Source organism: Sphingomonas sp. 22R3R2A-7, from assembly GCF_036856055.1.
GTDB lineage: Bacteria > Pseudomonadota > Alphaproteobacteria > Sphingomonadales > Sphingomonadaceae > Sphingomonas.
Genome location: NZ_JASPFR010000001.1, coordinates 1,187,899 through 1,209,700 on the forward strand (window position 1 = coordinate 1,187,899; position 21,802 = coordinate 1,209,700).

The window sequence follows — 21,802 nt, forward strand, 5'->3', positions numbered from 1 at the left end:
GCGGTGAACCGGCGCGCCTGCCGCAAAAAGTCCTACTGGTTGTTCTGACGATGCAGGAACCGCGGAATATCGAGCGGATCCTGCGGCGCGGTATCGGCGTCGTCCTTGGCTGCGCCACGGGCGGCGTTCGACATCCGCTCGAACAACGTGCCGCCCAGCTTGACGCGCGGTGCCGCCGGGACACCCTCGGGTGCACCTTCGGCGCCGGGCGCAAGCCAGCGGCGACGTGCACCACCTTCGTCCGCGGCAGGCGTCGGCGCGGGCGCCGATTGCGGCGTCACGGGTGACGCCGACTGCGGTGCGGCGGGGGTCGACGGCACGGCGGGCGCCGGCGCGTAGCGATCATCGGCATAGGCACGCGGTGCGGGCGTATAGCTCGGCGCCTGGGGCTGGGGCGCGCGTGCCATCGGCTGCGCCGGCGCGGGTGCCGGCTGCGGCTTGGCCTGGGGCTGCGCCGCAGGGGCCTGCACGATCGTCTCGCTGCCGAGAACGAGCTCGTCGCCGCTGCCGCCGTCGTTCACCGCGTCTGCGCTCGACAGGTCGAGCGGCTCGTCATCGGCGGCGATCGGCGCAGGGGCCGATCCGGTCGACTGGCCCGCGGCGTCGCTCGGGCGGAAGGACGTGGTCTCGTCATTCTTGCGACCCATGCCGAAGCTGAACGAGCGCGTCGGCTCGGGTGCGACGGCGGGCTTGGCGTCCGCGTCGATCCCGGTCGCGACGACCGAGACGCGGATCTTGCCCTCGAGCTCCTGGTTGAACGCCGAGCCCCAGATGATGTTGGCATCGGGATCGACCAGGTCGCGAATGTGATTCGCGGCTTCGTCGACCTCGAGCAGGCGCATGTCGTCGCCGCCGGTGATCGAGATGATGACGCCCTTGGCACCCTGCATGCTGACGCCGTCGAGCAGCGGGTTCGAGATCGCCTTCTGCGCGGCCTCGAGCGCGCGGTTGTCGCCGCTCGCCTCGCCGGTGCCCATCATCGCCTTGCCCATTTCCTGCATCACCGAACGGACGTCGGCGAAATCGAGGTTGATGAGGCCCGGCATGACCATCAGGTCGGTGATGCTGCGCACGCCCTGCTGCAGCACCTCGTCCGCCATCGAGAACGCTTCCTTGAAGGTCGTGTTCGCGTTGGCGATCAGGAACAGGTTCTGGTTCGGGATGACGATCAGCGTATCGACGTACTTCTGCAGTTCCTCGATCCCGCCATCGGCCGACTTGGCGCGACGATTGCCCTCGAATGCGAACGGCTTGGTGACCACGCCGACGGTCAGGATGCCCATGTCGCGCGCCGCCTTGGCGATGACCGGCGCCGCACCCGTGCCGGTGCCGCCGCCCATGCCCGCGGTGATGAAGCACATGTGCGCGCCTTCGAGCATCTTGGCGAGCTGGTCGATTGTCTCCTCGGCGGCCGCGCGGCCGATCTCGGGACGCGAACCGGCGCCGAGACCCTGCGTGATCTTGGTGCCCAGCTGGATCCGCTGCGGTGCGGTCGACTGTTTGAGAGCCTGGGCGTCGGTGTTGGCGACGAGGAAGTCGACCCCCTGCACGTCCGCTCTCATCATGTTCGCGATCGCGTTACCGCCCGCGCCACCGACCCCGATCACTGCGATCCGGGGGGCCAGCTCGTCCACTTCGGGACTAAGGAATTCGATGCTCATCGCCTGCTTCTCCGCCCATCCCGGTGATACGCTACGGCCGGGCCCCTGATTAACCTGTGTGCACCAACGCCACCGGCTGTTCCAGCCGAAATAGCGCCAGCCGCTTCGAAACTCTTAATAATTCGCGCGGGCCGCCTGAATCAACTTGCGGACCATCCCGATTCCCTTCGGCCGGTGGACGATCGTCCGTTGCGACGCGATCCCGCGCAGATCGACCGGATCGGTCGCCGCATAGAAGGCCAGTCCCGCTAGCGTCGCAAACGCCGGTCCGCCATGCGCCTCTGGCAGGGCGGTCAATCCGCGCGGTCGGCCGATCCGAACCGAGCGTCCGAGCGCCTGTTGCGCATAATCCGCGATCCCCTTCAGCTCGGCGCCGCCGCCGGTCAGCACGACCTGCCGCCCGACCGGCCCCTCGAACTTCAGCGTGGTCAGCGCGTTGCGCACCTCCCCCATCTGATGCTCGAGCCGCTGGCGGATCACGCCGATCAGCTGCGCCTTGGTGATCTGCGCGCCCTCGCCCGCGCCGTCCTCGGCCGAGATCGGCATGACCGGGATCATGTCGTGATTGTCGCGCGGGCTGGCATTGGCCGATCCGTGGAAGCACTTCATCCGCTCGGCATTCTGCCGCCGCGTCCCGAATGCGCTCGCGATGTCGTCGGTGATGTCCTGCGCGCCGATAGGGATCGAGGTCAGCCCGACGAGCATCCCGCCCGCAAACAGCGACACGTTGGTGATCCCCGCCCCCATCTCGACCAGCGCGACGCCGAGCTCGCGCTCCTCGTCGCTGAGGCACGCGAGCCCCGTCGCGACCGGTGAGGCGATGATCGACTTCACCTCGAGATGCGCTGAGCGCACGCACAGATCGAGGTTGCGCACTGGCGACCCGTCCGCTGCGACGACATGGATATGCACGCCAAGCCGGTCGGCATGCAGCCCGAGCGGCGTCTTCACCCCCGTCAGCCCGTCGAGCGTGTAGAGCGCGGGCTGCGCGTGCAGCACCATCCGCCCCTGCGGATCGATCGAGTTGCGCCCGGCGGCGAGCAGCGCATCGATATCCTGCTGCTCGACGCGGTGGCCGCCCAGTTCGAACTCGACCTCGGCGACGTCGGACACCAGCCCGCCGGCCGAGAACCCGACCCAGACATTCTCGATGTTGATGCCCGCGATCCGCTCGGCCTGCTCGACCGCCTCGCGCACCGCGGCCTCGGTCGTCGCCATGTCGGCGATATAGCCGCGCTTGACGCCGCGGCTCTCGCGCTGGCCGGTGCCGAGCACGATCAGCTCGCCCCCGTCCCCTTTCTGCGCGATCATCGCCGAAACCTTCGACGACCCGATATCGAGCGCCGTGATCAGCCCTTCCGGTGCCACCTTCGCCATGTCATCCCTCCCCGCCCGTTGCGCCCGCGCCCGCCGTTTGCGACGGCGTCGTCTGTATGTCGCTCGAATTCGTCTCGCTCGTCACCGGTGCCGGCACGTCGACGCTATGCGCGAGACTGGCCCCCGGCTTGCGCGCGACCAGCTTGGTCGGATCGCGCATGTCGAACCGGATCCAGCCGCGCCCCAGCAGCGGCCGCGCCCCGTCGAGCTCGGCGAACTTCACCAGCGCGCGCGGTGCGCCGTCCTCGGGGAGCGCCAGCGTCTCGCCGCTTTCGAACGTCAGGTCCCAGCGGCGATTGCCGACCCAGGTTGCCGCCTTCACGCGCGGCTTGAGCGCAGGCGCCGCGCCCAGCAGCGCCTGATACGACGCCTCCTGCCGGTCCGCCCCCGGCCCGATCACCAGCGGCAGGTTCGGGATGGCATCAGGCTGCACCGGTTCAAGCAATACGCCCGACGCATCGATCAGCGTCAAATTGCCATTGTCCTGCCAAACCGCCGCGGGCGTCCGCTCGACGATATCGACGAGCAGCGTGTCGGGCAGCCGCCGCGACACATGCGCGTCCGCGATCCAGCCATAGCGCAGCAGCTTCTGCCGCACCGCCTCGAGATCGACGAGCGGCATCGCGCGCGACTGCTGGTCGAGCGCGACCGCATAGACCGACATCCGGTCCATCCGCTTGAGCCCGGTCACCTCGATCTGGTCGACCTTGAAGCCCGCGCGCCCTGCGCCCTCGGCCATCGCGCCGCCGATCATCCCCGGGATCCCGATCCACGTCGCCGCGGCGATCACGACCGCGCCGCCCGCGCCGAGGATCGACCAGGTCGCGATCTTCTTCAGCGTCTCCTCGCTGACGGGCAGCATCCCGACCAGCCGGTCGAGCACAGACACCTTCTTGACCGCGACCTTTCGCCGCGGGGCGGGCCGCTTGGGCGGCGGACCGCGCTTGATCGTCCGGCTCATGGCGCGCCGGCCTGCGCCAGCGGATGATCGGCGAGCGCCTCATCGACGATCGCCTGCACCAGCTCGGCATAGCTCATGCCGATGTGCCGCGCCTGTTCGGGAACGAGGCTGAGCGGAGTCATCCCCGGCTGCGTGTTCACCTCGAGCAGGAACAGCCCGTCGACCCCGCGCTCGTCATCCCAGCGGAAATCCGACCGCGACGCGCCCTTGCAGCCGAGCAGCCGGTGCGCCTCAAGCGCGAGGCTCTTGCACGCGTCCGCGATTTCGTCGGGGATCTCCGCCGGGCAGACATGCTCTGTCATCCCGTCGGTGTATTTCGACTCATAGTCGTACCAGCCCGTCTTGGGCTTCAACTCGGTGACGCCGAGCGCACGGTTGCCGAGCACCGCGGTCGTCAGCTCGCGCCCGCGGATATAGGGCTCGGCGAGCAACTCCTCGAAATCGATCCACGGCCCGACCGCGTCGCGCGCGATCGGGTTGCCGTAATTGCTGTTATCGGTGACGATCGCGACGCCGACCGACGACCCTTCGTTGACCGGCTTCAGGACATAAGGCCGCGCCATTGGGTCGCCCTCGAACAGGTCCGCCGACTTGACGATCCGCCCGCCCGGCATCGGAATCCCTGCGGGCACGAGCAGCAGCTTGGTCAGCACCTTGTCGATCGCGATCACCGACGTCGCGAGCCCCGAATGCGTGTAGCGCACCCCCATCAGGTCGAGCAGCCCCTGCACCGAGCCATCCTCGCCGGGCGTCCCGTGGAGCGCGTTGAACACGAGATCGGGCTGAGCCTCGGCCAACCTGGCGGCAACGTCGCGCCCCATGTCGATCCGCGTGACGCGGTGGCCGAGCGATTCGAGCGCATCGGCACAGCCATTGCCCGACATCAGCGAGACCTCACGCTCCGCCGACCAACCGCCCATGAGCACCGCGATGTGAAGAGGACCGCTCACTTCGCCACCCCCGTCATCCTGACGAAAGTCAGGATCCAGAGTTACCGAGCGCGCCGCTTTTGGCTCTGGATCCTGACTTTCGTCAGGATGACGGGCGACACCCACCCGCTGGATTTCCCATTCCAACGTCACCCCAGAATGCGCCTTCACCTTGTCCCGTACCTCTTCACCCAGCGCCTCGATCTCCGCGCTCGACGCGGACCCGAGGTTCAACAGGAAATTGCAATGCTTCTCGCTCACCTGTGCGTCGCCGCGCGTGAGCCCGCGGCACCCGGCCGCGTCGATCAGCGCCCAGGCCTTGTGCCCCTCGGGGTTCTTGAACGTCGATCCGCCGGTCCGCGACCGCAAAGGCTGCGACGCCTCGCGCTCGGCGGCGATCCGGTCCATCTCCGCACCGATGACGCTAGGCTCGCCGGGCGTGCCCGAAAATACCGCCTCGACCACCACCGCCCCCGCGGGCAGGTCCGAATGCCGGTACACATAGCCGAACCGCGCCGCGGGCCATGTCTCGACCGCGCCGTCTCGCGTGACGACGGTCGCCTCGATCAGGATATCGCTGACGTCGCGCCCATAGGCCCCCGCGTTCATCCGCACAGCACCGCCCACGGTCCCCGGAATCCCGCGCAGGAACTCGAGCCCGGCGATCCCCGCATCGCGCGCGGCGCTGGCAACCGTAATCCCCATCGCCCCCGCCCCTGCGCGGACGCGACCGTCCTGGACCGACACCTTCGCCATAGCCTTGGGCAGCCGCACCACGACCCCCGGCACACCCCCGTCACGAACGATCAGGTTGGAGCCGACGCCAACGGGCAGAACCGGCGTCGCAGGATCGAGGGTCTTCAACAGCCCGGCCAGATCCGCGACATCCGCAGGCCGCACGAGCCACTCGGCCGGCCCACCGGTCCGAAACCAGATGAAGTCCGCGAGCGACCCACCAGCCTCGACGCTCCCCCTGATGCTCTCCCGCGACGGCGGGAGCCCAGTCTGGGTCCCCGCCATTGCGGGGACACAAGGAGATGCAGAGCTCACGCCGGCACCTTCGCGCGCTCGACCGCGATCGCATCCGCGAGCCCGGCCGCCCATTTGGTAATGTCGCCAGCGCCAAGGCAGACGACCATGTCGTCCGCCTCGATCGTCGCCGCCAGCTCGACCGCCAGCGCCTCCGCATCCGCGACCACGCCCGCAAACCGGTGCCCGCGCCGCTTCAGCCCCTCGACCAGAGCCGCCGCATCGACACCCTCGACCGGCACCTCTCCCGCCGCATAGACCGGGGTCACCAGCACCCGGTCGGCGTCGTTGAACGCGGTCTGGAAATCCTCCATCAGATTGCCGAGCCGCGAATAGCGATGCGGCTGCACGACCGCGATCACGCGCCCCTTCGCCCCCTCGCGAGCCGCAGCCAGCACCGCGCGGATCTCGACCGGGTGATGCCCGTAATCGTCGATGATCGCCACGCCGCCACCCTCGACCGGAACCTCGCCCACCTTGGTGAACCGCCGCTTGACGCCGCCGAACTTGGCAAAGCCCTGCTGGATCGTCGCATCCTCGATGCCAAGCTCAAGCGCGACGCCGATCGCGGCCAGCGCGTTCTGGACGTTGTGCCGCCCGGGCATCGGCATCTCGATTCCCGCAATCGTCCGCGTCGCACCGTCGCGCGTCCGCACCACGCAATCGAGATCGGTTGCCGCCCGGGATCGGCGTGACCTCGACGCCGCGGACATCCGCCTGCGCCGAGAAGCCATAGGTCACGATCCGCCGGTCGCGCACGCGCGGCAGGATCCCCTGCACCTCGGGATGATCGAGGCACAGCAACGCCGCGCCGTAGAAGGGCACGTTCTCGACGAACTCGACGAACGCATCCTTCACCGCGTCGAACGATCCGTAATGATCGAGATGCTCGGGATCGATGTTGGTGACGACCGCGATCGTCCCGTCCAGTCGCAGGAAGCTGCCGTCGCTCTCGTCCGCTTCGACCACCATCCAGTCGCTCGCACCCAGTCGCGCGTTCGACCCGTAGGAGTTGATGATCCCGCCATTGATCACGGTCGGATCGACGCCGCCCGCATCGAGAAGCGCGGCGACCATAGACGTCGTCGTGGTCTTGCCGTGCGTCCCCGCCACGGCAACCGTCGACTTCAGCCGCATCAGCTCCGCGAGCATCTCCGCGCGCCGCACCACGGGCACGCGCGCGTTCAGCGCCGCCTCGACCTCGGGGTTCGACCGCACGATCGCGGTCGACACGACGACCACCGCGGCATCGCCGATATTCGCCGCGGCATGGCCGATCGCCACCGGAATGCCCTTGTCGCGCAACCCCTGCACGACATAGCCCTCGGCGACGTCAGAGCCCTGCACGCGGTAGCCGAGATTCTTCATCACCTCGGCGATACCCGACATGCCGATCCCGCCGATGCCGACGAAATGGATCGTGCCGATATCCGTTGCGACACCCTTCATGCGAACTGCGCCTTTGGCTTGGACGGCGCACCGACCGGAACCCGCGACACGGGCGCATCGAGGCTCTCGACCAGATCCGCCAGATCGCTCGCGGCATTGGGCCGTCCGCAACTGCGCGCCCGTCCCGCCGCGTTCTGCAACGCGGCCGGGTCGAGCCCGAGTTTCTGCATCTGCTTGGCCAGTTCCACTGCGGTAAAGTCTCCCTGCGCGATCGTCCGCGCGCCGCCTGCCCGCGTGATCTCGCGCGCGTTCGCGGTCTGGTGGTCGTCGGTCGCGCCCGGCAGCGGGACGAGGATCGCCGGACGCCCCGCCGCGGTCAGTTCGGAGATCGTCGACGCCCCCGCGCGCGCGATCACCAGATGCGCCCAGGCAAGCTGCTCGGGCATGTCGGGAAGGTACGTCGCGAGCTCGGCGGGAATGTCATGTTCGGCATATTTCTTCCGGACCGCGTCGATATCCTCGATCCGGGCCTGGTGCGTCACCTGCAACCGCCGACGCAGCGTCACCGGCAGCATCGCCAGACCGTCGGGCACGACCTGCGACAGGATGCTCGCCCCCTGGCTTCCGCCGGTCACGAGGATCCGGAAGATCCCGTCCTCCTCGAGCAGCGGATACGGGCGCGTACGCAGCGCCAGCACCGCCTCGCGCACCGGATTTCCGACCAGATGCGTCTTGGCGAGCAGCTTGGGCGCCAGCCGCTCGGTCGGCTCGGACGAGGTGGCGATCGCATCGACGCGGCGCGCGACGAAGCGATTGACCCGCCCCAGCACCGCATTCTGCTCATGCACCGCGGTCGGGATCTTGTCTGCGAACGCCGCCAGCAGCGCGGGCAGCGCGGGATAGCCGCCGAACCCGATCACGGCGGCGGGCCTGAACGTCCGGTACAGTTCGCGCGCCATCGTCCGGCCACGCCACATCTCGCGCATCGCCTTGCCCCAGCCAAGCGGCCCACCGCCGAGACGGCCGGCCGGCAGGACATGCGTCTGGATCCCCTCGAACAGGCCCGGAAACCGTACGCCGCGCTCGTCGCTGACCAACGCGACACGGTGGCCGCGCTTGGTCAGTTCGGCCGCGAGCGCCGCTGCCGGCACCATGTGTCCGCCGGTCCCGCCGGCTGCCAGGACGAAATGCCTTGGACGCTGATTCACACTCATTCCCCACTCCAGCGGACGACATACGGGCTCCGCGTGAGAAACGGATTGCGCCGGGTGAACGCCAGCAGCAACCCCATGCCGATCGACAACGCGATCATCGAAGACCCGCCATAGCTGATGAACGGCAGCGTCATGCCCTTGGACGGCGCAAGGCCGGTGTTGACCGCCATGCTCACCAGCGCCTGCGCGCCGAACTGCGTGGCCAGCCCCGCCGCTGCGAGCAGCTTGAATTCATCCTGCTCGTCCAGCAGCTTGACGAAAACGCGGACGACGATCGCGAGGAACGTCACCGCGATCACCGAACACGCGATCAGCCCGAATTCCTCGCCGATCACCGAGAAGATATAGTCGGTGTGTGCCTCGGGCAGCCCGAACTTCGCGACGCCGCCGCCCGGCCCCGTCCCGGTCCAGCCGCCTGCGGTCAGCGTATGGTGCGCGGCATTGGTCTGGAAATGATCCGATGCGCCCTCGCCGTCGACGCCGGGGAACAGGAACGCGTCGATCCGCGACCGTGCGGTGCCATAGAACATGTACGCCGCCCCCAGTCCGACGGGGACGCACGCGACCAGCCCGGCCATCACGCGCAGCGGCGTTCCGGCGATCATCAACAGCGCCATCCAGACCGTGCAATAGATGATCGTCTGCCCGAAATCGGGCTGGAGCATCAGCAGGACGGCGATCGCGCCGGTCAGCGCACCGGTGATCAGCACCGTCGGCAGCTCGGGGTCCTTCGCGCGCAGCGATAACAGCCACGCGACGGTGACGATGAACATCGGTTTCAGGAATTCGGACGGCTGGAACTGCGCAAAGCCGAAGCCGATCCAGCGCCGCGCGCCATTGACCTCGGCGCCGACGAATGGCGTCACCGCAAGGATCGCGACGAGCACGACCGCCCCGGTCAATGCCATCCGCCGCGCCATCGACACGGGCATCATCGACACGCCGAACAGCACGGGCATCGACACGCCGACCCAGATCAGCTGTCGCCAGAAATAATAAAGCGGCGTCAGCTTGTGATGCTCGCCCGAATAGCGAACCGCGGTCGCGGGCGACGCCGCGGCGACGGCGATCAGGCCGATCGCGATCAGGAACAGCGTCAGCAGCAGGAGCATCCGGTCGATGTCCCAGAACCACGTGCCCAGCGGCGACTGGTCGCCGCGGCCGCCACGCCGCTTCATCTTCGCGACAATCCCGGTCCGTTGTGCCCCCATATCGATGGTCCTAGCACGCATATCGGTCATGCCAACTGCTCCACCGCGGCGCGAAACGCGGCGCCGCGCGCTTCGTAATCGGCAAACTGATCGAAACTCGCGCATGCCGGCGACAGCAGCACGGTATCGCCGGGCTGCGCGCGGGCGGCGGCACTCGACACCGCGACCGCAAGGGTGACCGACTGCTCGACCGGCATCACCGGCTGGAGCAGATCCGCAAACGTCCTGCCCGCCTCCCCGATCGTATAGGCGTGGACGACGTGCCCGAACGCCGGCGCGCAGGCGTCGAGATCGTCGCCCTTCGCCCGGCCACCGACGATCCAGTGCACCCGCTCGAACGCCGCGAGCGCAGGTGCGCTGCTCTCCGGGTTGGTCGCCTTGCTGTCGTTGACATAGCCGACGCCGCGGATCGTCGCGATCCGCTCCATCCTGTGCGGCAGCCCGGTAAAGCTGATCAGCGCGCGGTCGATATCGCGCGCATCGACGCCCAGCGCCTCGGCCGTGGCGATCGCCGCGGCGGCATTCTGCCGGTTGTGCGGCCCCTGCAAGGCCGGCCAGTCGGCATTCGACACGGCCGGGTCCGCGGCGATCGGCACGAGCCGATGACCGCTGCCGCCAAGCCGCGCGGCAATCGCGCCCGATGTCGCATCGCCGGTCCCGACGATCGCCACGCTGGCTGCGGTCTGCATCGCGAAAAGCCGGGCCTTCGACGCGGCATAGCCCTCGAACCCGTCATAGCGGTCGAGATGGTCGGGCGTGACGTTGAGCAGCACCGCGACGTCGCAGTCGAGCGTCTGCGTCAGGTCGATCTGATAGCTCGACAGCTCGAGGACGTAGACGCCGCCCGCGGGCAACGGATCCTGCCCGAGGATCGGCAGCCCGATATTGCCCCCCATCAGCGTGGGGACGCCCGCGGTCTCCAGGATGTGATGCACGAGCGCGGTCGTGGTCGACTTGCCGTTCGTGCCCGTGATCCCGACGACCTTGTGCGACGGTAGGTCGCGCCGCGCCTGAGCGAACAGCTCGATATCGCCGATGACGGGGATTCCGGCCGCACGCGCGCGCGCGGCGAGCGGATGCGTGTTCAGCGGCACTCCCGGCGACACGATCAGTGCGTCGAACCCCGCCAGATCCTCGAGCGGAGCCAGCTCGAGACACGCGTCGTCGCCCCGCACGGGGTCGGCAGCGAAGACGGCACGCTTCGACTCGTCGGCGTCCCAAGCGACGACGTTCGCCCCGCCGGCGACCAGCGCCCGGACGGTCGCCGCGCCCGACCGCGCGAGCCCGAGCACCGCGAAGCGTTTCCCGCGCCAGGCCTGCGCGACGATCACCGCAGCTTCAACGTCGACAGGCCGACCAGCGCCAGCACCAGTGCGATGATCCAGAAGCGGATCACCACGGTCGGCTCGCTCCAGCCGAGCTGTTCGAAATGATGGTGGATCGGCGCCATCCGGAACACGCGCTTGCCGGTCCGCTTGTAGAAGAACACCTGGATGATCACGCTCAGCGCCTCGGCGACGAACAGCCCGCCGATGATCCCGAGCACGATCTCGTGATGCGCGACGACCGCGATCGTCCCGAGCGCGCCGCCCAGCGCGAGGCTCCCGGTATCGCCCATGAACACCGCGGCCGGCGGCGCATTGAACCACAGGAACGCCAGCCCGCCGCCGACGACCGCGCCGCAGAAGATCGCAAGCTCGCCCGCCCCCGGCACGTGCGGGATGCCGAGATAGTCGGCGAACTTCACGTTGCCCGCGAGATAGACGATGACCATGAACGCCACGCTCGCGATGATCACCGGCATCGTCGCCAGTCCGTCGAGCCCGTCGGTCAGGTTCACCGCATTGCCGAACGACACGATCGTGAACGCGGCGAAGACGGGGAAGAACCAGCCGAGATCGATATACATGCGCGACGTGAACGGCAGGTACAGATGCGGCCCGTTCTGCGACATGATGATCGTCGCGGCGATCCCCGCGATCGCGAATTCGAGCAGCAGCCGCGTGCGCCCCGAAATCCCCGCGGTGCTCGCCTTCCGCACCTTGTCGTAATCGTCCATGAACCCGATCGTGCCGAACCCCAGCGTCACGAACAGGCAGGCCCAGACATAGGGGTTGGCAAGGTCCATCCACAACAGGATCGCCAGCGTCATGCTGGTCAGGATCATCAGCCCGCCCATCGTCGGCGTGCCGCGCTTGGCGAGATGCGTCTGCGGGCCGTCGGCGCGGATCGGCTGCCCCTTGCCCTGTCGCACGCGCAGCCAGCCGATGAACCGCGGCCCGATGATCAGGCCGATGATCAGCGCGGTCGCGACCGCACCGCCCGTCCGCGTCGATTGATAGCGCAGCAGGTTCAATATACCCGGGAAACCCAGATGTGCGGCGATCCAGTACAGCATTTACGTCTTCCCGCCCCCGAGGCTCGCCACGACACGCGCGAGCCCTACACCGTTCGATCCCTTGATGAGAACCGCATCGCCCGGCGCCAGGATCGTCCGTAACGACGTCAGCGCGGCCGCAGCGTCGCCCACATGGACGGTTTCGACTTTCCCCTCAAGCGCCTGCGCGAGCGGCGCCATCGCTTCACCGACCAGCAGCGCCATTTCGACGTTTGCCGCGAGGATCGGCTCGGCGAGCCCCGCATGATAGTCGGCCGACGCCGCACCCAGCTCGCGCATTTCGCCGAGGACCGCGACATGCCGCCCCGGTTCCTGCTTCAACACCGCGAGCGTCGCGCGCATCGACGACGGGTTGGCATTGTAGCTCTCGTCGATCACGAGCGCCTCGCCGTCCGGCAGCGATGCCATGAACCGCGCCCCGCGCCCCTGCAGCCCGCCAAGTTCGGCAAGTGCCAGCCCCGCGAGCCCCAGATCGGCCCCCGCCGCATCGACACAGGCGAGGACCGCGAGCGCGTTCGATACCCAGTGCATGCCGGGCTGCGCCATCGTGAAGCTCAGTTCATGCGCGCCGAACTGCGCGGTGACGAAGGTCGACCCCGTCGCCAGCCGCACCGTCTCGATCGCGCGGACGTCCGCACCCTTTTCGAGCCCGAACGTCACGACCGTCGCCGCATGCGGCGCTGCCGCTGCGACGAGCCGATCGCGGTGCACGCTGTCGAACGGCACGATCGCGCGGCCGCCGGGCTCGAGCCCCTCGAAGATCTCGCCCTTCGCGTCGGCGATCGCGCTCTCGTCGAGAAAGAACGCCGTGTGCGCGGGTGCGATCGCGGTGACGACCGCGATGTGCGGGCGAACGATCCGGGTCAGCGCCGCGAGTTCGCCGGCATGGTTCATCCCCATCTCGAACACGCCGAAGCGCGCGTCGCGGGGCATCCGCGCGAGGCTCAACGGCACGCCGGTATGATTGTTGTAGCTCTTGACCGAGCGATGCACCGCGCCGGGCGCGCCGCGATCGAGCGCCGCGAACAGCGCCTCCTTCGCGCTGGTCTTGCCGACCGACCCCGTCACCCCGATGATCGTCGCACCGCTGCGCTTCCGGCTCGCGCGTGCCAGATCCTCCAGCGCGCGAAAACTGTCGGCGACGAGGACGTGCGGATGATCGCATGGCTCGGAGACGATCGCGCCCGCCGAGCCTTGCGCGAACGCCTGGTCGATGAACAGATGACCGTCGCTCGCCTCGCCCTTCATCGCCACGAACAGGTCGCGCGGGCCGACCTCGCGCGAATCGAACGCGACGCCGTCGACTAGAAAGTCCGCCGAGGCGGTCCCTCCGGTCGCCGCCGCGATCTCAGCGGCGGTCCACAGCGATGCGGCGCCGGTCACGCGGCGCACTCGCGCGCGACGCCGACATCGTCGAACGGCAACACCATGTCGCCGACGATCTGGCCCTGTTCATGCCCCTTGCCCGCGATCAGCACGATGTCGTCGCCGCCGGCCTCGTCGATCGCCGCCTTGATCGCCGCACGCCGATCGCCGATCTCGATCGCGCCGGGCGCGCCCTTCAGGATGTCGCGGCGGATCAGCGCGGCGTCCTCGGTACGTGGGTTGTCGTCGGTGACGATGACGCGGTCGGCATAGTGCACCGCCACCTGCCCCATCGTCTCGCGCTTGCCCGTGTCGCGGTCGCCGCCCGCGCCGAATACGACGATCAGCCGCCCCTCGGCATGCGGCTTGAGCGCCGCGATTGCCGCCTCCAGCGCATCGGGCGTATGCGCATAGTCGACATAGACCGGCGCGCCCGACCGCGCGATCACCGCGCGCTCGAGCCGCCCGCGCACCGGCTGCAACCGCGCGAGGTTGGCGATCGTCGTCGCGACATCGCCCCCAGTCGCGATCACCAGCCCTGCGGAGACAAGCGCGTTCGCCGCCTGATATCCGCCGATCAGCGGCAACGTCACCGTGTACGTCGTGCCACCCGCCTCGATCTCTAAGCCCCTGCCCCAGCAAGGTCGGATCGCGCCCGACCAGCCGCAGCGTGTCGCCGCGCGTGCCGACGGTCACCAGCCGGTTGCCGCGTTCGCGCGCCAGATCGATCACGCGCGCCGCCTGCGGATCGTCGGCCCAGACCACCGCGACGCCGTCGCGTCCGAGCACCTCGGAGAACAGGCGGATCTTCGCCGCGAAATAGGCCGCCATGTCACCGTGATAATCGAGGTGATCGCGGCTGAGATTGGTGAACGCGGCGGCCGTTACGGGAAGCCCCTCGGTCCGATACTGCGTCAGCCCGTGGCTCGATGCCTCGAATGCGAGGTGAGTCACGCCCTCGCGTGCGAGCCCGGCGACGTTCGACAGGAACGTCACCACGTCGGGCGTCGTCAGCCCGGTCGTCACGCGCTCGTCCGCGGTCGTCACGCCGAGCGTCCCGATCGAGGCGGCGTGGAACCCCGCCATCCGCCACAATTGCCGGGTCATCTCGACACAGCTGGTCTTGCCGTTGGTGCCGGTAATCGCGACCGTCGTCTCGGGGAAGGGGGCAAAGAACCGCGCCGCGAGCTGCGCGAAACGCTCGCGCGGGGTCTCGTCGGCGATATAGGCCGCGCCGTCGATCATCAGCCCGGGGCGCGCGACTACTGCGATCGCACCCGCGCGGATCGCGTCGGGGATGAAATCCTCGCCATTGACGCGTTCGCCCCTGAACGCGCCGAACACCGTCCCCGGTGCGACCTTGCGGTGGTCGATCGCAAAGCCGGTGACGTTGCGGTCCATGTCTCCGCCGGATGCGACCGGTCGGACGGCGGCCTGTACAGACGACGCATGTCCGCCGCTGCCGGTCTCTTCGCCGATCAGCGTAGCCAGTTTCATGCAAACATCCTCATTGGCACAATCCCCATGGCCGTCCCGTCACGGCCAAATCTCATGACCGGACGTTCAGCCGCTTACTCCGCGCCGGTCGTCGGCTTCGCACCGAATGCCGGAGTCCCCGGCGCATGCCACAACAACGGGAGCAAGTCGCTCTCGTCGATATCGCGATTGGTGTCGGGTATCACCCCCAGCATCGATCCGGTCCGGCTGATCACGCGCGAGACGACCGGTGCCGCGGTCCAGGCGGCGGTGGTGAACCCGTAGGACTCCTTGTTGCCCTTCGCCGAGTCGAGCGTCACGACGACGACATAGCGCGGCGCGTCCATCGGGAACGCTGCGGCAAAGGTCGAGACGTTGGTATGCTTGTTGTACCCGCCCGCCTGCGCGATCTCCGCGGTGCCCGTCTTGCCCCCGACGCGGTAGCCGGGCGCCTCGCCCTTGCGACCCGTACCATATTGCACGATCAGCCGGAGCAGCTGGCGCATCCGCGCGCTCGTCGTCGTGCTGATCACGCGCCGCCCTGCGGGAATATGCGCCGGATCGATCTTGAGCAGCGTCGTCGGCCGCCAGATCCCGCCATTGACGAGCGTGGCATAGGCGTTGGCGAGGTGCAGCGGCGTCACCGCGATCCCGTGGCCATATGCCGACGTCATGACCGTCGTCCGCGCCCAGAAGGTCGGCCAGATCGGACGCCCCTTCTCACGCAGCTCGATATCGGGCTTGGTGTCGAACCCGAGCTTGCGGAACATCGTCTGCATGCCCGTCGCACCGATCTGGTCGGCGATCCGCGCCGTCGCGATGTTCGACGAATAGATCAGCGTTTCCGGGATGTTCAGCCAGCGCTTCTCCTCATCGCCCGGATCGTCGTGGATCGTGTAGCCGCCGACGCGCATCGGCGCCGTCGCGTCGAACCGGCGCGACATCGACGTGACGACGCCCGTGTCGATCGCCGCCGCCATCGCGATCGGCTTGAACACCGAACCGAGCTCGTACACGCTCTGCGTTCCCATGTTGCGCAGCTGTTCGGTGCCCGCCATCCCGACGCGGTTGGGATTGAAGACGGGCATCGAGGTCATCGCGATGACCTCGCCCGTATCGACGTCGAGGACGATGCCCGACGCCGCCTTGGCCTGGAACGACGCCACCGCGCGCGCGAGTTCGCTTTCCATCGCGGCCTGGACACGCGTGTCGATCGACAGCGCGACGGGGGTGCCGTTGAGCGCCGGGTTGGTCAGCCGCTCGTCGAGCACGCGCTCCATGCCCGACATGCCGTGCCCGTCGGTCGACAGGAAGCCCAGCGCATGCGCGGCCATCGTCGACTGCGGGTACAGCCGCTGCGTCTCGCGCGCGAACACGATCGCGGGTTCGCCGATCGCGTTGACCTGTTCCACCAGCGCGGGCGACGCGCGTCGCTGGAGATAGCTGAAGCTGACATTCTTGGTCAGCAGCGCATAGAAGAACGCCTGGTCGCCACGGTCGGGCATCAGCGCCGCGAGCCGCGCCGCGATCTCGGTCGGGTCGCCGATCAGCTTCTTGGGATGGACCGCGATCGTCCATGCATCGATCGTCCGCGCGAGCGGTGCGCCATTGCGATCGACGATGTCGCCGCGGGCGGCGATCGCGGCGGCGCGTGCCGCTGGATCGCTCAGCGACCCCTGGATCGCCAGCATGCCCAGCCGACCGATGACCAGCAGCACGGCCGCGCCGAACAGGAACATCAGCATCATCAGGCGCATGTGCGCCGTCGCGACCAGCGCATGGCGCTGCGTCGCGGTACGCCGCTCGGAGACTGGCCGGGCGACGAGCGTGGTCAACGCAGGCGCCCGGCCTCGGCGCGGGCGCCGTTCAGGATCGAGCCGAGCGTGGTATCGGACAGCAGCTTGCGATCGAGCATCGCGACCGCCTGCGGACGAACCTTGGCGACCGCGGCGAGGCGCTCGGTCGAGGCTGCGCGGACGATCGCGGCCTCGGCGGACTTGGGCATCTGGACCGACGCACGGATCACGACGGGTTTCAGCGCCGCTGCGACCGCGGCGGTCTGCACGCCGACGTTGGTCACGGCTGCGGGCGCTGCAACGGGCGCTGCAACGGGCGCGATCACCGGCATCGACGGCACCAGGAGCTGCGCGGTCTGGATCGTCCCGCGGTTGCCGATCTGGTTCACGTCGAGCGCGGCCAACGCCGATCTGCTTGCGACGAACTGGCCAGCGGTCGGCGCGGACAACGCCAGCGTGTCGCCATTCCAGCGTTCGAGCTGCACCAGGTTGGCGCGCGTGTCGAACTCGGTCTCGAGCGCACGGATGTCGCGCTCGGCGAACCGGATCTGACCATTGACGGCCTCCAGCTTCTTGCGTTCGGCGGCGACCTGCAGCGAAACGAGGTAGAAACCGAGCACGACGGCCACGCAGCCCCCGAACCAGCCCACACCCTTCAACCGATACGCCGCCGTCATGTCGTCACCTCTTCCGTCCAAGGTTGCGCGGAGGTCCGCCGCGCCGTTCGTAAAGTCGCAGAGCGTGCACGCGGGTTGCGTGCCAGCTCGTCCTCGCCGGCGCGCACGGGGCGTCCGACATCGGTAAAACTCGGTTCCGCCACGCTTTTCGCCTGCGGAAGATGACGCGAACCTGAAGGCGCAGCGCCGGACCGCGCGCGCAGGAACCGCTTCACCATCCGGTCCTCGAGGCTGTGAAACGTCACGATCGCGAGCCGTCCGCCGGGCTTGAGCGCGCGCTCCGCGGCGAGCAGGCCGTCCGCCAGTTCGCCGAGCTCGCGGTTGACGTGGATGCGGATCGCCTGGAACGCGCGCGTCGCCGGGTCCTTCTTGTCGTGCGCCTTGTAGCCGAGCGCGCGACGGATAACGTGCGCCAGCTCGCCGGTGCGCGTCAGCGGCCGCGCCGCGACGATCGCACGCGCGACGCGCCGCGACTTGGGCTCGTCGCCATATTGATACAGCACGTCGGCGATCTCGGCCTCGTCCGCCTCGTTGACGAAGTCCGCGGCCGACATCCCCGCCTGCGCCATCCGCATGTCGAGCGGACCGTCCGACTGGAACGAAAAGCCACGCTCGGCCCGATCGAGCTGCATCGACGACACGCCGATATCGAGCGTGATCCCGTCGACGGGCAACGCGTCGCGTGCCTCGAGCTCGGCGACCATCGCGGAGAAGTCGGCGGCGACCAGCGTCAGGCCGTCATGCGCATCGGCGAGCGCGCGACCCGCCTCGATCGCATCGGGATCGCGATCGAACGCGATCACGCGCGCGCCTCGCGACAGCAGCGCGCGGGTATAGCCGCCGGCGCCGAACGTCCCGTCGACCATCGTCTCGCCGGGTGCGGGGGCCAGCGCGGCAAGCACCTCGTCCATCAGCACGGGAACGTGCGGCGCATCGTCCTGGGGCAGCAGATCGCTCACAGCGCGACCCCCTTCTCGGCCATGTAAAAGCGCGCCATCTCCTTGACGACATCGGGCATGTCCGGCGTCGCGACGAGCGCGGCGGGGTCCCAGATCTCGATATAGTCGAGCACGCCGTAGAAGAACGCGTGCGTCTTGATCCCGGCATAGAAGCGCGGAAAGGCGGGCATGATGAAGCGGCCCGAGCCATCGAACGGCACCGCCTCGCCAGACGCCGCGCGACGCTTGATGTTATAGTCGTATTCGCCGTCCTCGCGCGTGTTCTCGGCCTCGCGCCGGTCGAGCTTTTCAGCGAGCAGCGCGACATAGCCCGGGTCATACGCGACCAGGCACCGGTTCTTCTGATGCGCGCCGATGATGATGGTTCCGCCGTCCTTGCCGTTTGCCTTGGGGGCGTTTGCCGACAGGATCGTCCGAAGTGCGGAAGGGATGGCTACCCGGCCCTTGTCGTCGACAAGGCCGATGCCGTCTCCCTGATACCGCCCTCTGTCCGACACGCCAATATCCCGCGAATGGCGTGCACGACTTCCCGCTTCGAATCGCAGCTCGCGCTGCAATCCGACCGCGCAATCGCGCTCGGTGACCGTGCCCCTGTGTTAACCTCGGTCTATCACAGCGAAACGGGGACGCAACGGGATTTTTGGGGATTTCACGGAATCAGAAGGTTAATTCGTCCAATCGAGCGGGCGCGCGCGACCAACGGCGGACCAAGCCACACGCCATGATATTGAGACTCAAGGGAAAGTCGGGCGCAAGGCCAATAGCGCGCAAAGCACGAAAGGACGGCGTGATCCGGCAGCATCCGGCGGTTAAGGCTTGGCGGCAGGCGCCTGCGCATTGACGCTCGGCGCGAGCCCCATTTCGGCGAGTGGCTCGTCAGTGCCGTCGGAGGCCGTGGTGTTCGAGACCGCCATGTTCGCGACGACATCCGCCTGCGCCGAGCCCGCGGCAACGACGGGCCGTTCCCGCGTCGCCGATCCAATGATCGCGCTTGCAAGGCCGATGAACAGAACCACCGCGGCAAGGCCGATCATACCGACCTTGATCCGCTGCATGGTCTGCGAAGGTACGTGTCCGTTCTGCATCTTGGCGTGTTTAGCTACCCGATCACCGCGCATTTGTCGAACGGCCGCATCCGGGGTGGCTTGGATGCTTCTCAAGCAAGTCCCTTCGACGCGCGCCATTCGGCATTATAGAGCGTCGACAGGTAGCGAAATCCGGTATCGCACAATATCGTCGCGATCCGCTTTCCCGGCCCCAGCTGCCGCGCGAGCGCGACCGCGCCGGCGACGTTGATCCCCGACGACAGGCCGAGGCACAGCCCCTCCTCGTCGAGCAGCCGCCGCGTCCATTCATAGCCCTCGGCATCCGAGATCCGGAACTGCGTGTCGATGGGTGCGCCTTCGAGATTGGCGGTGATCCGCCCCTGCCCGATCCCCTCGGCCACCGACGATCCCTCGGACTTCAGTTCGCCATGCGCATAATAATTATACAGCGCAGCGCCATGCGGGTCGGTGAGCGCGATGCAGACCCCCTCGTCCTTGGCCTTGAGCCCGAGACCGACACCAGCGATCGTGCCCCCAGTGCCCGCCGCACAGGTGAAGCCGTCGATCCGGCCGTCCATCTGCGCCCAGATCTCCTCGGCGGTGCCGACGATATGCGCGCGGCGGTTCGCGGTATTGTCGAACTGGTTCGCCCAGATCGCACCCGGCGTCTCCTCGGCGATCCGCCGCGACGTGTGGACGAAATGGCAGGGGCTCGAAAACGCCGCCGCGGGAACGAGGACGAGCTCCGCGCCCAGCGCGCGCAGCGTGTCCATCTTCTCCCGGCTCTGCGTCTCGGGCATGACGATGATCGTCTTGTACCCCTTGGCATTGGCGACCAGCGCAAGACCGATCCCGGTATTGCCCGCCGTCCCCTCGACGATCGTTCCGCCGGGTGCCAGCATCCCGCGCGCCTCGGCGTCCTCGACGATCGACAGCGCCGCGCGATCCTTGATCGAGGCGCCCGGGTTCACGAACTCGCATTTGCCGAAAATGTCGCAGCCCGTCGCGTCGCTGGGCCCCTTGAGGCGTACCAGCGGCGTGTTGCCGATCAGGGCGAGCGTGTCGGGTAGCGTCTGCGTATCGGTTGTCATCTGCATCCGGGCTAGATGGCGCCGACCCCAGCCAAGGGCAAGCACGCGAATCTATACGCCACAGAAGCGATCTCCGCACGGCAGGGATAACGCGGATCGCAAAGGCCAGCTCCGCATGGAGCCGGGAGCATGAGGGTCAGCGGTTAGGAGGCTGGCAGGCTCAGGACCGCCCGCAGCCCAGCCGCCGGCCACCGGCCAGCATATCGAGGCGCGAGTCCACGCAGGCCTGCGCATCGGACAGCTTGGCGCCGAGCAGCGATTCACTGCCTTCGTCCGCGAGCGCGAGTGCGTCCGCAATCAACTGCGCGATCGCGGTCAGGCGATCGAACGGGTCGTCATTTCGCGTCATGCGTCGTCCTTTCGACGGTGTTTCATACTATAGCGCAGCCGTTGATCGCACCGTTGCCGCCGCCATGTTTTTCGCCGGCGCCACCATCCCCGCGCCGTCGTCCCCGATTCGCCGAGGCGCTCTTCCGATCGTGCCCATGGGCCCGCCATGGCCTCGAGCGAAAGAGCAGAATCATGCGTCCCGGACGGCAGTGCACCAAAACGATCCAGCTCCGCCTCGCCAACGCCGTGCCCGGCACGCCTGTCCCGGCCGACGACAGCCTGCCCGATCAACCGTTCGCTGCCCGACCGCAATGCCCGACATATCCCCGCCAAACAACGTTTCGCGCGTCGGCGCTGCATGGTCCAACATGCGGATTGCGGCGAGCCGACCTGCCGCAGGGATGGTCCGAAGGCGCGCCGCGGTAACGGTACCGCTACGGCTTGACGGCATTTGCTGCATGCGCGAAGTCGCTTCGCACCATGAAGACCCCCTCCCCATCACCGCCGTCGCCGCGCTGCTCGCGCTGGCCGCCTGCAACTCCAAGCCCGCCGCGCCCGAGGTTGTCGACAGCAACCCGGATCCGATGGCCAACCAGCTCGCCAATGCCGGCCCGGTCGAACTGCCGCCATCGATCAAGTCCGAGCAGACGATGCGCTGCAAGGACAACAGCCTGGTCTATGTGACGTTCTTCCAGGGCGACAAGCAGGCCAATATCCGCCTCAAGGAAGGCGACACCGCCACCACGCTCAAGGCCCCCGCTGCCGGCGAGCCGCTGGTTGCCGAGGGTGGCTGGTCGATGACCGGCAACGAGAAGGCAATCGACCTGACGCGACCCGGCAAGGGCAGCCAGACCTGCCACATCTGATCGCTGTCCGATCCTGATCGATGCCGT

17 protein-coding genes and 3 pseudogenes are annotated in these 21,802 nt (G+C 68.1%); 1 reads left to right on the top strand and 19 read right to left on the bottom strand.

The genetic code is table 11. The annotated features are described in order from the left end of the window. Positions 1–32 precede the first annotated feature (32 nt). The 19 genes and pseudogenes from ftsZ to QP165_RS05765 form a co-directional block, all read right to left on the bottom strand. Complete coding sequence (gene ftsZ / locus QP165_RS05675) at positions 33–1,661, bottom strand: cell division protein FtsZ (RefSeq protein WP_333994339.1); 1,629 nt, start codon at positions 1,659–1,661, stop codon at positions 33–35. Positions 1,662–1,775: 114 nt separating this feature from the next. Beyond that, positions 1,776–3,038, bottom strand: coding sequence for a cell division protein FtsA (ftsA, locus tag QP165_RS05680; protein WP_056016117.1), 1,263 nt, complete (start codon positions 3,036–3,038; stop codon positions 1,776–1,778). Position 3,039: 1 nt separating this feature from the next. Next, positions 3,040–3,999 carry a cell division protein FtsQ/DivIB gene (locus QP165_RS05685; protein ID WP_333994343.1) on the bottom strand — a complete coding sequence of 320 codons (960 nt, stop codon included), beginning with the start codon at positions 3,997–3,999 and terminating at the stop codon, positions 3,040–3,042. Further along, on the bottom strand, positions 3,996–4,949 hold the full coding sequence (locus tag QP165_RS05690; RefSeq protein WP_333996956.1) for a D-alanine--D-alanine ligase: 954 nt from the start codon (positions 4,947–4,949) through the stop codon (positions 3,996–3,998). The genes QP165_RS05685 and QP165_RS05690 overlap by 4 nt, the downstream gene beginning before the upstream one ends. 108 nt (positions 4,950–5,057) lie before the next feature. Continuing rightward, positions 5,058–6,032, bottom strand: a pseudogene (gene murB / locus QP165_RS05695) (UDP-N-acetylmuramate dehydrogenase); the annotation flags it as partial. Continuing rightward, positions 5,975–7,406: pseudogene (murC, locus tag QP165_RS05700) on the bottom strand (UDP-N-acetylmuramate--L-alanine ligase). The pseudogenes murC and murB, both read right to left, overlap by 58 nt. Next, a complete protein-coding gene (gene murG, locus QP165_RS05705) occupies positions 7,403–8,554 on the bottom strand; it encodes an undecaprenyldiphospho-muramoylpentapeptide beta-N-acetylglucosaminyltransferase (RefSeq protein WP_443019267.1) in 1,152 nt (383 codons plus the stop codon). The pseudogene murC and the gene murG overlap by 4 nt, the downstream one beginning before the upstream one ends. A 2-nt stretch (positions 8,555–8,556) precedes the next feature. Continuing rightward, positions 8,557–9,771 (bottom strand): FtsW/RodA/SpoVE family cell cycle protein, encoded by a 1,215-nt coding sequence (locus QP165_RS05710; protein ID WP_333994344.1) that lies wholly within the window; start codon positions 9,769–9,771, stop codon positions 8,557–8,559. Positions 9,772–9,797: 26 nt separating this feature from the next. Further along, a complete protein-coding gene (gene murD / locus QP165_RS05715; RefSeq protein ID WP_333994346.1) occupies positions 9,798–11,102 on the bottom strand; it encodes a UDP-N-acetylmuramoyl-L-alanine--D-glutamate ligase in 1,305 nt (434 codons plus the stop codon). Beyond that, positions 11,099–12,169, bottom strand: coding sequence for a phospho-N-acetylmuramoyl-pentapeptide-transferase (mraY, locus tag QP165_RS05720; RefSeq protein WP_056016134.1), 1,071 nt, complete (start codon positions 12,167–12,169; stop codon positions 11,099–11,101). The genes murD and mraY overlap by 4 nt, the downstream gene beginning before the upstream one ends. Continuing rightward, the gene (locus QP165_RS05725; protein WP_333994347.1) at positions 12,170–13,561 is read right to left on the bottom strand and encodes a UDP-N-acetylmuramoyl-tripeptide--D-alanyl-D-alanine ligase; all 1,392 of its coding nucleotides are present in this window, start codon (positions 13,559–13,561) and stop codon (positions 12,170–12,172) included. After that, positions 13,549–14,935, bottom strand: a pseudogene (locus tag QP165_RS05730) (UDP-N-acetylmuramoyl-L-alanyl-D-glutamate--2,6-diaminopimelate ligase). The gene QP165_RS05725 and the pseudogene QP165_RS05730 overlap by 13 nt, the downstream one beginning before the upstream one ends. Positions 14,936–15,105: 170 nt before the next feature. After that, positions 15,106–16,845, bottom strand: a complete 1,740-nt coding sequence (locus tag QP165_RS05735; RefSeq protein WP_056016137.1) for a peptidoglycan D,D-transpeptidase FtsI family protein — start codon at positions 16,843–16,845, stop codon at positions 15,106–15,108. Further along, positions 16,842–17,483 carry a hypothetical protein gene (locus QP165_RS05740; RefSeq protein ID WP_333994350.1) on the bottom strand — a complete coding sequence of 214 codons (642 nt, stop codon included), beginning with the start codon at positions 17,481–17,483 and terminating at the stop codon, positions 16,842–16,844. The genes QP165_RS05735 and QP165_RS05740 overlap by 4 nt, the downstream gene beginning before the upstream one ends. Beyond that, positions 17,480–18,442 carry a 16S rRNA (cytosine(1402)-N(4))-methyltransferase RsmH gene (rsmH, locus tag QP165_RS05745; protein WP_333994353.1) on the bottom strand — a complete coding sequence of 321 codons (963 nt, stop codon included), beginning with the start codon at positions 18,440–18,442 and terminating at the stop codon, positions 17,480–17,482. The genes QP165_RS05740 and rsmH overlap by 4 nt, the downstream gene beginning before the upstream one ends. Beyond that, entirely contained in the window at positions 18,439–18,939 is a 501-nt protein-coding gene (locus QP165_RS05750) for a division/cell wall cluster transcriptional repressor MraZ (RefSeq protein WP_333994355.1), read from the bottom strand. Before QP165_RS05750 ends, rsmH begins: the two co-directional genes overlap by 4 nt. 312 nt (positions 18,940–19,251) lie before the next feature. Further along, complete coding sequence (locus QP165_RS05755; RefSeq protein WP_235532194.1) at positions 19,252–19,527, bottom strand: hypothetical protein; 276 nt, start codon at positions 19,525–19,527, stop codon at positions 19,252–19,254. 71 nt (positions 19,528–19,598) lie between these two features. After that, positions 19,599–20,579 (bottom strand): cysteine synthase A, encoded by a 981-nt coding sequence (locus QP165_RS05760; RefSeq protein WP_056018761.1) that lies wholly within the window; start codon positions 20,577–20,579, stop codon positions 19,599–19,601. Between the two features lie 160 nt (positions 20,580–20,739). After that, a complete protein-coding gene (locus QP165_RS05765) occupies positions 20,740–20,928 on the bottom strand; it encodes a hypothetical protein (protein WP_333994360.1) in 189 nt (62 codons plus the stop codon). Positions 20,929–21,367: 439 nt separating this feature from the next. Here QP165_RS05765 and QP165_RS05770 point away from each other — a divergent pair, with 439 nt between their 5' ends. Continuing rightward, positions 21,368–21,775, top strand: a complete 408-nt coding sequence (locus QP165_RS05770; RefSeq protein WP_333994362.1) for a hypothetical protein — start codon at positions 21,368–21,370, stop codon at positions 21,773–21,775. Positions 21,776–21,802 lie beyond the last annotated feature (27 nt).